The organism is Anaeromusa sp., from assembly GCF_028691475.1.
Taxonomy (GTDB): Bacteria; Bacillota; Negativicutes; order Anaeromusales; family Anaeromusaceae; genus Anaeromusa.
The window spans coordinates 1-11,043 of record NZ_JAQUZF010000093.1 but is presented as its reverse complement, the minus strand read 5'-3'; the positions used below and the strand labels follow the sequence as shown (position 1 = coordinate 11,043).

General features: G+C 52.6%; 14 protein-coding genes and 1 other annotated feature. All 14 genes read right to left on the bottom strand.

Going from position 1 to position 11,043, the window contains the following annotated elements:
• Window positions 1–1,061 (bottom strand): 3-dehydroquinate synthase (gene aroB, locus PHF27_RS11215; RefSeq protein WP_300069943.1); only part of this gene is annotated, 1,061 nt, incomplete at its 3' end.
• The gene (locus PHF27_RS11210) at window positions 1,033–1,581 is read right to left on the bottom strand and encodes a shikimate kinase (RefSeq protein ID WP_300069940.1); all 549 of its coding nucleotides are present in this window, start codon (window positions 1,579–1,581) and stop codon (window positions 1,033–1,035) included. The genes PHF27_RS11210 and aroB, both read right to left, overlap by 29 nt.
• Entirely contained in the window at window positions 1,578–2,732 is a 1,155-nt protein-coding gene (gene aroC, locus PHF27_RS11205) for a chorismate synthase (RefSeq protein ID WP_300069937.1), read from the bottom strand. The genes PHF27_RS11210 and aroC overlap by 4 nt, the downstream gene beginning before the upstream one ends.
• Before the next feature lie 24 nt (window positions 2,733–2,756).
• A complete protein-coding gene (gene pilO, locus PHF27_RS11200; protein ID WP_300069934.1) occupies window positions 2,757–3,242 on the bottom strand; it encodes a type 4a pilus biogenesis protein PilO in 486 nt (161 codons plus the stop codon).
• Window positions 3,243–3,313: 71 nt separating this feature from the next.
• On the bottom strand, window positions 3,314–3,742 hold the full coding sequence (locus tag PHF27_RS11195) for a PilN domain-containing protein (RefSeq protein ID WP_300069946.1): 429 nt from the start codon (window positions 3,740–3,742) through the stop codon (window positions 3,314–3,316).
• An 85-nt stretch (window positions 3,743–3,827) separates the two neighbouring features.
• Window positions 3,828–4,769, bottom strand: a complete 942-nt coding sequence (locus PHF27_RS11190; RefSeq protein WP_300069930.1) for a hypothetical protein — start codon at window positions 4,767–4,769, stop codon at window positions 3,828–3,830.
• 6 nt (window positions 4,770–4,775) lie between these two features.
• A complete protein-coding gene (locus PHF27_RS11185) occupies window positions 4,776–5,051 on the bottom strand; it encodes a late competence development ComFB family protein (RefSeq protein ID WP_300069927.1) in 276 nt (91 codons plus the stop codon).
• Window positions 5,052–6,062, bottom strand: a complete 1,011-nt coding sequence (locus PHF27_RS11180) for a pilus assembly PilX N-terminal domain-containing protein (RefSeq protein WP_300069924.1) — start codon at window positions 6,060–6,062, stop codon at window positions 5,052–5,054.
• Complete coding sequence (locus PHF27_RS11175) at window positions 6,052–6,525, bottom strand: hypothetical protein (RefSeq protein WP_300069921.1); 474 nt, start codon at window positions 6,523–6,525, stop codon at window positions 6,052–6,054. Before PHF27_RS11175 ends, PHF27_RS11180 begins: the two co-directional genes overlap by 11 nt.
• A gap of 59 nt (window positions 6,526–6,584) precedes the next feature.
• Window positions 6,585–6,953: a hypothetical protein gene (locus tag PHF27_RS11170; protein ID WP_300069918.1), complete on the bottom strand. Its 369-nt coding sequence runs from the start codon at window positions 6,951–6,953 to the stop codon at window positions 6,585–6,587.
• Entirely contained in the window at window positions 6,940–7,419 is a 480-nt protein-coding gene (locus PHF27_RS11165) for a hypothetical protein (protein WP_300069915.1), read from the bottom strand. The genes PHF27_RS11170 and PHF27_RS11165 overlap by 14 nt, the downstream gene beginning before the upstream one ends.
• A gap of 130 nt (window positions 7,420–7,549) precedes the next feature.
• Window positions 7,550–8,410, bottom strand: a complete 861-nt coding sequence (locus PHF27_RS11160; RefSeq protein WP_300069912.1) for a prephenate dehydrogenase/arogenate dehydrogenase family protein — start codon at window positions 8,408–8,410, stop codon at window positions 7,550–7,552.
• A complete protein-coding gene (gene aroF / locus PHF27_RS11155) occupies window positions 8,407–9,423 on the bottom strand; it encodes a 3-deoxy-7-phosphoheptulonate synthase (RefSeq protein WP_300069909.1) in 1,017 nt (338 codons plus the stop codon). Before aroF ends, PHF27_RS11160 begins: the two co-directional genes overlap by 4 nt.
• A 130-nt stretch (window positions 9,424–9,553) precedes the next feature.
• Window positions 9,554–9,803 (bottom strand) — a binding site (T-box leader).
• A gap of 83 nt (window positions 9,804–9,886) precedes the next feature.
• On the bottom strand, window positions 9,887–11,043 hold a 1,157-nt coding region (locus PHF27_RS11150), incomplete at its 5' end, for an Rne/Rng family ribonuclease (RefSeq protein WP_300069906.1).

Here is an 11,043-nt window from a genome sequence, read left to right as displayed (position 1 = left end):
AGTACATCCGCCTCAGTTACTTGCTTAGTCACTAAAGCCGTTCCAGCTTCCTGCAGCAACACCCAGTGCAGCGTCCCTTCAGCCACTTTTTTATCATGCATTAAAAGCGGCGCCAATTGCTCCGCAGAACATACCGTGCTCCGTATGGGAAGAGCAATGGCTTTTAAAATGCGCTCCAGCCGCTCACACGTTCCCGGAGCCGTCACGCCGCAGAGTTCTCCCAAGTAAGCCGCTCCGATCATGCCAATCGCCACCGCTTCGCCGTGAATATACTGTGCAAAGCCAGTAGCGCTTTCCAAGGCGTGGCCCATCGTATGGCCAAAATTCAAAAGCGCTCTCCGGCCTGTTTCCTTCTCGTCTTCCGCTACAATCGCCGCTTTATGGCGACAGCAAACGCCAATAACGTATTCTATTTCTGCGCAGCTCTTTTGACGCAAAGCCTCCGCATGCTTCTCCAGCCATTCCAGAAACGACGCGTCAAAAATCGCTCCGTACTTCACGACCTCCGCCAAGCCGCCGGCCCATTCGCGTTCTGGCAGGGTATCTAGGGTCGCCACATCCGCCGCTACCAAATGCGGCTGATAGAAGGCGCCGATCAGATTCTTGCCCTGCGGATGGTTCACCGCGACTTTGCCGCCCACGCTGGAATCCACCTGCGCCAATAAGGTCGTCGGCAGTTGCACAAAAGGAACACCCCGTAAAAACGTAGCCGCCACAAATCCCGCCAAATCCCCTACAACACCGCCGCCTAAGGCCATAATAGGCCGCTTTCGGTCAATTCCCGCTAGCAACGCTTCATCATACAGTCGCTGGGCCCAAGCGAAGGTTTTGGCACTTTCACCGGCCGGAACCACAGCCAAGCGTACTTGCCAGCCCGCCGCCTCTAATACGTTTTTCACGGCCTCGCCATATAAAGGCCGCACATTCTCATCTGTCACCACCAGCGTTTTTCCCGCCTTCAAGGCCGCTTGCGAGCACAAAGCCGGTAATTGTCCCAACACTCCGGCTGCAATATGAATCTCGTACCTTCTTTCACCGGTGACCACTTCTACGATGTCCACGCAACCAGCCTCCTTGCCTTACAAACTCCACTATTTTTTCCGCTATTTCCTGCGGCCCGCATTCGCTTGTATCAATAACTACGTCTGCTGCTTGCGTATATACCTCTTCACGCTGGGTCAACAAGGAGCGCACGCGTTCTTCCCGTTCTTCTACCGCTAACAACGGGCGACTTTGACGTCGGCCGGTACGCTCCAAAATAACTTCCGGCGAGGCTTGGAGTAAAACCAAAATTCCATTGCGCCGCAAGCGCTTTACATTCTCCTCGTCCAGAACCACACCGCCGCCGGTGGCAATGACGGTGCCTGTATAGCGCGACAGGCGAGCAATCATTTCCTTTTCCTTGCCGCGAAAAACTTCTTCGCCGGCTTGCTCGAAAATCTCGGAAATGCTTTTTCCTTCCTGGCTTTCTAATTTACGATCGCTGTCAACGAAAGGGTAGCCAAGTCTTGCCGCTAAAATCCTGCCAATCGTAGTCTTGCCGGTTCCCATAAAGCCAATTAGAACAAGATTGCGTCTCATGCTCGCTGCTCCAAACGCTGTTTATAAGCTGCGATGTTATGTTTTAGGTCCTGGAAACAATCGCCGCCAAATTGCTCGCTAATTACCTGCGCCAAAGTAATGGACAGCATGGCTTCCGCCACTACTGCCGCTGCCGGCACAGCACAGACATCGCTGCGTTCCTTGCAGGCGTCTACGGCCGCCTTAGTCCGCAAATCCACCGTAGCCAAAGGCTGCATTAACGTGGGAATCGGCTTCATTACGAGACGCAGCCACAATACTTCCCCGTTGCTCATGCCGCCTTCTAAACCACCGGCATGATTAGTACGGCGAAAAAAGCCTTTAGGGTCAGCATGAAAAATTTCATCATGCGCTTGGCTTCCAGACAAGTTTGCGTATTGGAAGCCTTCGCCAAACTCAACGCCTTTAATGGCGGGAATCGAAACCATGGCCGCCGCTAAGCGCGCATCCAAGCGCCGATCTCCTTGGGCATAGGTGCCAAGTCCCGCCCACAGTCCGTCTGCAAAGACCTCAATCACGCCGCCTAGGGTATCGCCTGTGCTCTGCGCCTCTGCTACTCTCTGTTTCATAGCCAGCGAAGCCGCCTCATCCAGGCAAGCTGTCTGCGAATCCGGCTGCCGCCAAGCCTGAAAAGCCTCCATACCTTGCAACGGTGATTCCACGCCGCCTAAATTAACAACATGAGAACGCACCTGGACGCCTAAGGCTGCTAAAAGCTGTTTGCATACCCCGCCGGCCGCTACGCGCGCTGCCGTTTCTCTAGCGCTGGCTCGTTCCAGAATATCGCGCGCATCCTGACGGTCATACTTTAATACGCCAGTTAGATCCGCATGCCCAGGCCGCACGGCAGTAACCGCTTCCCCTGCGGGGGCCCCGAAAGGCGCCATTCTATCCAGCCAATTGGCATGATCCCGGTTCTCCACCACCAAAGTCAAAGGCGAACCTAGGGTTTCCCCAAAGCGCACGCCTGATGTAACCCGGACTGTATCGGTTTCTATCGCCATCCTGCCGCCGCGACCTACGCCCTGTTGCCGACGCGCCATCTCTTGTTGCAGCAACTTCTCTTCCAGCTTTACCCCTGCGGGCACTCCTTCCATAATCACCGTCAAAGATGGTCCATGTGATTCTCCCGCAGTCAAATACCGTATCATGATCGCGCCCTCCTGCTTTATGCTTCAATTCTCTTTATCACAGTATATAGTAATAGTAAGCTTTGCTTGCACATTTTCTTGCTGCTCCTGCAAAACCAGGCTTTGCAATACTGCCAACCGATTCAGTTTTCCCAGGGACGTCAAAAAAAGCTGCATATTTTGAAACGAGCCGCGCGCCGCCAATTCCACAGGAAGCTGAAGCCATGAGGCCTCTTGTTGCACCTCTCTAGGACGCACCTGCACAATCGCTACCCCGGAATCTCGCGCCGCCTGCTCCACCTCCAGCAAAAACGAGCCCACCTCCGGCCCCGGTGGTAGTTTCTGCTGCAGCAACACATACTTTTCTTGCAGCAACAGTTTCCTGGAACGTTGATCCTGCAAGCCATACTTCTCCAATTGTTCGTTTTTTTCTTCTTGCTGCCTGGTTTGCGCTTCCAACGCCAGCAGCCGCTCACGGCATGGCATAATATAAGAAAAAACAATTCCCATAAACAAAAGAAAAACGCTCACCAAAAAAGCACCTGATTTACGCAACAAAGACTGGTTCTGCCAAAAACGATAAAAAGAAAGCAAGGAAACCTTCATCTCCCTTTAAAACGTAACGACAATTCAAAATGATCCAGCCTCTGCTCATCCGCCTCTACCAAACCTAGGCTTAGGCCGCTAAATGACGGCTGGTTCTCTAGATTCTTCATAAAAGCCACTAAATCCCGTTGCGTAAGCGCCATCCCCTTTAAGCGCAATTGACCGCCTGCTTCAGCACTGATTTCCTGCAACCAGACTTGCGGCGGCAGCCTCTGTCCAAGAGTTTCTAAGGCATAGCCCCAAGGAAGGCTCCTCTGCAGCACCTGCTGCACACGACGCCCCTTGCTTTCAATTTGCTCCTGCAACTGTGCTTCTTCTCGTCGGGACGCCTCCACCGGCAGCAACAGCTGATAGTGATTCCAAGCCTGCTGCCATTTTTCTTCTTGCCGTTGCAACAGGCAGAAATAAAAAAAGCTTAAAGTCATTGCCAAAACAAAAAAAACACCTGTAAGAAACCATACTAATTTTTGTAACCGATCCCGGCCGCCGCGTTGAGCTAGCGGCAGAAAGTTAACGCAAACCACTTTGGACCCCCCTCATGGCCAAACCGATGCTAAGAGACAAGGCCGGAGCCGCCGTCTCTAAAAACGACTTGTCAAAAAGAGGCGCCGCGGTTACCTGCTGCCAACAAGCATTCTGCAGCACAGGCAACCCAGTCTGTTTGGCTGCAACTCGTCCTAACGCCTCTTTCTCTAGAAGTTCGCCTCCTAAATAAATGCTTTGCAGAGGATACTCCGCATGCAAAGCCTGATAAGCCGCCGTTCTTTCCGTTAAGACTGCCGCCAATTCCACTATAGAAAGCTCTGTTTCCGTTCCGTCTATCGTTTCGACGGCCCCAGGAATCCCTTGATGAACAAAACACAAATGCGCATGTTCCGCTTCCACCTTAACCAAAAGCGCCTCTTCAGGCTCCCCGTTGGCTCGCGCGAAAGCCACAGCTTCAGGTTCCACCGCAGCCAGCTTCATTCCCGCCTCGCCGGCTGCAGCAGCAAGCCAGTCAACACGCTCTCTAAGTGCGGCAGCAGCAAACACCAAGGTATCCCCAGCAACAGAATCACTCTCCAGAACAGCCGCATCATAATAATACTGTTTAGCCTCCTCTGCCAGAAAAGGCTGCAATTCCCAGCGCGCTGCTTCCAAGAGTTCCTTTTCAGGCATAAACGGCAAGCGAAGCACTTGAAAACAGGAGTGCTCTGCTCCAATACCCGCCACAGCAACTTCTGCCTGCATACCGTTACGGCCTATGGCATCTCGCAGAAGTTCCCCGGCTATTTGAGAAGAAACCGCCTTCTCCCCCCGCGGCCTGTCTTCAATAGCAAATTGCCGTAAGCTCATCGGCCCGTCAGGTGTTTGCCCCAGTTCCGCTACTGTTAGATGGATGGCGCCAAATTCAAACCCCACAGCTGCCACAGATTTCCGTCGCCGCCAAATCTGCCGCATCCGCTCCCACAAAGTTCTTTACTCTTCTGTATGACGAGGATTTTTATTAACAATAACCGCCGCCATACTGATTGCACTAATCACATCGACCGTAAATTGCGCTTCCAGCCCTCTGATTTTAGTGAAAATCTCGCCACGGTCTGTGGCGACATAGCGCGGCGGCAGAAAATTCAGCGCCAAGGCCGCCAAATCATTCCGGCAGCGCGGACAGCGGCAGACGTTTTCAGGGTACGAATCCAAGACGCGATCCAAATGGCTCCAGACCAGTTCTTCCATGCAGTTTTTTACATTCATTCAAAGGCCCTCCTTTAATTCGTAAGTATTCCAGGAACGAAGCAAAAAGACATCTGCACTAGCAGAAGGAAGCTCTGAAAATAACGGCGGCGCAGCTCCGTATAAATGAGCTTGTTCGCCAATCTGAAGAAAGTCCTTGCTCCAAGCTCCTCCAACAAGCTGCACCCGGTCGCCCGCTGTCAAATGCTGTCCGGCCCATAACCATACTTGTTCCAGTTTGGCATCATGGCCGACAATAATGGAGCCGCTCGCCGCCAACAGCCACGGACCTCGAAAGTGATAGTAGGCAGGTACATAGACATCGCCATCCACATAAACCGTACCGCTGGCCCCCAGACCGACCGAAGGCTGCACCAGCAACAGCGTGCCGGAATAATAAAAATCGCCGTTAACAAATTGATCCGGCGACAACAAGGGCGCATCGCGGTGTCCAGCAATAGGAGGAGTTGGCACCGTCAAGTCTGCCGCAGGATGGCAGCCGCCCACGCTCACGCCCCCATCGGTCTCAATTTTTTGTCCTAAACAAGGGCCATCCACAAAAACGCCTTGCCTGCCGTGTATCGTTCCTCCTGCTGAAACTAAGCCTTGCAAATAGTCCTGCTCACTCAAAAACAAATCGCGTTCCGTCGCCAGCAAGCAGCGAGAAAGAGTCAAGGAAAGGTCGGCTTCCACAACTAACTGCCGTGCTTCTCCCTGGCAATTCGCCTGAGACACCAACAGACGACGCCAGGGCTGGCGAGCTAAAATGCTTACTTTATAAGTTCCTTCACTGCCTAGGTTACGGCTATACGAGCCGTTAAACGCCCTATCAGAAGCTAATTTGACGATACCATCCTGAATTCCTGCTTCTGCCAGATATTGCGCCTGAATTCCCCGGCTCAAGGCGGCGGCGGTAGCCGCTTCGCTATGTACATAAGCTGCAATGCCAGTTCCTAGAGCTAACAGAAAAAAACAAAGAACCAAAACGGAAACAAGAATAGACCCTCTTTTTCTTCGGTCTTTACAACCCATGTCCACGCCCCCAACCACTGCAGGAAGCGGCTTGTGTTTCCAGCGACAATAGCTTTTGCCCGTCTTGTACTGTCAGCTGAATGCGCACGTTGTCTACACCGCCGCTATGAATAAGAGTAAACGCACAATGGCGCAACGGCAAGGTTCGCACGGCCCCTGCGCCGCTGCTTACCGGCTGAGCGCCGCCTCCGTTCTGTTCCCGCCGTAACAACAGCATAGATTGATCAAAGCAATAGCTGACATTCGTACAAGGTTTTTCCGCCTGATATTTCATATAAAGTTTTAAATGCGTTGAGTCCGGCACCTCCACATAGCTGGCCAGCATCACATCCCTGGCAATAGCATCTATCAAAAAGCGAGCTTCCCTCTGCAAAAGAATTTGCGTGAAACTTTCCTGCGTCAGCGCTACGCCTAGTTTAGCTGCAGGAACTACACAACTCAGCAGTGCGCTCCATAGCAACATGGCGACCAGGAGTTCCGCTAAAGTAACCCCCCTGGAATTTGCGATCCCAAGCCTTTTTCTCAGGGAAGTAAGGTGCTGTATTGCAGTTCGTGCCTGAGACCATCTGCGCCTTGCCAGCCGAACCATACAACCGCCTCCTTTAAGGAGGGGCTGGCTGTGCTGCTCTGCAACGTTCGGCGGCACTGCACGACCAAGCTTCCTGAAAGCTGCCGCTCTTCCTGTCCTGGGAGAGCTTCCCCTGTGCGCAGTCGTTCCATTTCTTCCTGCGCTGCCAGCGCCGCCAACGAACGCGCTTTGGCTTCTTGCACGGCAAGCCATTCCGTCTTCAAAAAAGCAAAAACAGCGCCGCCAACACTGAAAAAGATAAAAAAAGCCAGCAGCGCTTCCGCTAAGATAATTCCTGCCTGCGTCTTCTTACATCCAGCCATTGCGCACCTCAATCCGCCCCGGCATATCCAAGACTACGTTCATTGCCTGCGTCGGCCAACGATTGCGCCGTAATGTCAGGGTAACGCCAACAGGCATACGCCCGGCTTGATTAAATTGAACTTGACGACCGCAAGGAGAATTGACTACCACTTCGTCAGGCAGTTGAACGGTCTTGCAAACAGCTCCGTTTCGCAGCAATTGATAGCCCGTAATCGGAACGCCAACAAAATATAGCGAGGGAAATACGGGCTGCTCATAAGGGCGATCCGACGTTCCCATGGCTGTATTAACCGACCACTGTCGCAGCAAAGCTAAATCCGCCGCCAACTGTTGCGCCCCTACCTCCGTAGGGGCGCCTCTAGGCAGCCGCCAATAAAGCGCACTTGCCGCCATCAAGATCATAATTACTGAGCAAATCACCAACAGTTCTAGCAGCGAAGCTCCTTGCTGGCGAAATTGTTGCATCCCAAGCGCCTCCCGACCTATCCAGTCCTGCTAATTCCGCTTTGGAATTCACATAACTTTCACATATTGTATAGGTCTTCGTCGCTCACTAATAACTTCCTGCCTTAAGTTTGCAAATTTCCGAAGTAAATTAACGTAAATCCATCAGCCAGCTTTCCCGAAAGGTGCGTGCCTGCAAAAAATAAGCATGCAGCTTCTGCCGATCTCCGGCCTCAACCGCTTGAGCGCATTCTGCAAGAATATCCTGCAGCTTCCCGATTTGCCGGTGTATCTGCGCAGCATTGCTAATGCAAATATCCGCCCACATGTCTGCATCGGAGGAAGCAATGCGCGTAGTGTCTCGAAAGCCGCCCCCCGCCATTTGCACCCGAGCGTCTCCCAGCTCGGCCCTAGCTAACAAATGCACCAGCGCTGCCGCCGTTACATGGGGAATATGGCTAATTACAGCCGCCCATTGGTCATGCTCTTGAGGATGCATGACGGCAACCTTAGCCCCCAAGGGAAGCAGCAGGGTTCGCAACATTTCCACTTGCGCCTCTGAAGCTCTTTTCCCAGGCAGCAGCAAATACCACTGTCCCTGAAACAAGTTTTTTTGCGCCGCTTTCATGCCGCTTCTTTCGCCGCCAGCCATAGGGTGCCCGCCAATATAAGAACAATGCTCCGGCAACAGCGCTTCTAACGCTTCTGAAACAGCCGATTTAGTGCTTCCCACATCGGAAACAACGCATCCGGCAGGTAATTTTTCCGCAATTTCGGCCATTAAAGACGCCATTTGCAGTACTGGTGTCGCCAGAATGACAATGTCAGCCTGCGCCACCGCCTCAACAGCGGTAGCAAAGCAAATGTCCGCAGCTCCTCGTTCCAGCGCCAGCTGCCTTGCTGCCTCCGCTTTATCAAATCCATGTACAAACACATCGGCGCCGCTGTTCCGCAGCGCCATGCCCAAAGAACCGCCAATCAGGCCTAAGCCTAAAATCGCAACCCGCTTCACGATAGGCTCCTACCCATCAAACCGGCAAAGGAGCGAACCTCGTTCATCAAAAGATTAAAATTCTTAGGCGTCAAGGACTGATTGCCATCACAAAGAGCCCGCGCCGGTTCCGGGTGAACTTCTACCATCAGGCCGTCAGCACCAGCGGCAATGGCGGCTCTGGCCATCGGCGCCACCAGGTTCCACTTACCGGTAGCATGACTCGGGTCCACGATAACCGGCAGATGGCTTAACATTTTCGCAGCCGCAACAGCGCTCAGGTCCAAGGTATTGCGCGTGAATGGCTCAAAGGTCCTTATCCCTCGTTCACAAAGGACCAATTGAAAATTCCCTTCGCGCAAGATGTACTCAGACGCCTGCAGCCATTCTTCAATCGTCGCCGACAAGCCCCGCTTCAACAAAACCGGCTTGCCTTTCTTGCCCACTGCCTGCAGCAGCTTGAAGTTCTGCATATTGCGAGCGCCGATTTGCAGCATGTCCGCGTAATTGCTTACCAGATCCAAAGATTCCACATCCACCACTTCGGTAACCACTTGCAGGCCCACTTCCTGACTGACTTCCGCCAAAAACTTCAGGCCTTGCTCCTCCAGCCCTTGAAACGCGTAAGGAGAAGTGCGCGGCTTGTAGGCGCCGCCCCTTAGAAATTGAGCGCCTCCGGCTTTTACCGCCAGGGCCGCTTCCCTCAGTTGTTCCTTGCTTTCCACAGCGCAAGGTCCCGCCATGACGGCCAATTCTGTACCGCCAATCTGCGCGTCGCCAACCGTTACGATGGTATTGCTTTCCTTAACATCCCGGCTCACCAAATTCAGCCCCGAGCTGACAGGCACTGCTTTTTCAACACCAGGCAGCGCTTCTAAGGCCAGTACGTCAATCGCCTCCCGCGCGCCAATTACGCCAATAATCGTATGGGTGGAGCCGTCCGAAAGATGCGGACGCAAGCCTGCCTGCTCAATGTATTCCACTACACGCTGTACGTCTTCCTGGTGGGCGTTCTTTTTCATAACTACGATCATGATAAATATCTCCTTTTAGGCGCCGCAGGGCGCATTTTTTTTCCTCGTTTTTTGAATGCACTGTATCTGATAGGCATAGCCATCTTCCATGGCAACCACCTCCTTAAAAAACAAAAAGCACCCGTCCCCTCTCAGGGACGGATGCATGCATCCGCGGTACCACCCTGCTTGCAAAGCAAGCCTCTCATTTAGGTACAGGCTGGTCAATGCCGATACCTTAGCCTCTGATAACGGTGGCGCTCCGTCGTATCCTACTTGGAAAAATTCCGTTCGGACCGCAGCTCACGAGTGTATTTCCACCGTCTTCTTTACTGTGTCACAGCGCCCCACAGCTCTCTGTAAAAGAAATTCGATGTACTTCTCCCGGTCATTGCCTGTTCTTTTTTTCCTTGGGTCTTACTATAACAGGCAAGTACAAACAAGTCAATACATTTTACCTGTTTCGCAAAATTTTCTTTTTCTGTTAGCCTAGGAGTACATATTGTTCCGGTTGCAAGGACGTATTTCTCTCTACAGAGTACGAACGACAAAACTCTTTTTCCCATTGCCGCAAACGCTGTCCTAAAAAAGGCTGTTCCGCCAGAAAAGCCGACAACTGCAGTGTCACATTTCCCTGGAGCAAATTCTGCCGCTGCCGCCGCCGAAGTTCGCGAGCTACTTCTAAAAAAATAGTTTCGCTGGAGCGAATGCGGCCGCGACCGCTGCAGCAAGGACAGGGCGCATGCAGCAAGGCGCCGATGCTCTGCCGCGATTTCTTGCGAGTCATTTCTAATAGGCCTAAAGACGTAAAGCCCATAACATGTGTTTTGGTTCGATCTCGGCGCAATTCTTTTTGCAACGCCTCCATAACTCCCTGGCGCGCTTCTTCGCTCTCCATATCGATAAAATCAATAATGATAATACCGCCGATATCGCGCAACCGCAGTTGTCGAGCTATCACTTGCGCCGCTTCCAGATTGGCGTGATACACAGTTTCAGCCAACGTACTTTTACCAATAAATTTCCCTGTGTTTACATCAATTGCAGTAAGCGCCTCGGTCTGATCAATAACAATAAAACCGCCGCAGTCCAAGGGGATTTCTCTGCCGGATAAAAGAGCCAGCTGCTCCTCCACGCCAAAACGCACATACATGTCTTCTTTGGCTGTATATAGTTTCACTCGCTCCGCCAGTTCCTGAGAAATGCGCAACAGTAATTCCCGCATGCGTTGGTATGCATCGCCTTGATCCACAAGCACTTCCTCTATATCCTGGGTGAACTGGTCTCGGATCAGGCGAATGACTAAGTCAGCATCCCGATACAGCAGATGCGGCGCCTGGCTGCGTTGATGCCGCGCCAGCAGAGTTTGCCAAAGATTGCAAAGGTAGGCTATATCTTTTTCCAGATCCTCCCGGCCTGAACCTGCCGCTACAGTACGCACAATCAGCCCCATGCCCTCTGGCCGCAGTGATTCAGCCAGCTCTTTCAAGCGTTCTCGTTCTTCTTCCTGCTCAATACGTCTGGAAACGCCAACATAATCAGCGCCAGGCATCAGTACCACATAGCGTCCTGGCAGAGTAATCTGCGCCGTAGCGCGGGGGCCTTTACTGCCTACTGCATCCTTCGCAATCTGTATAATCA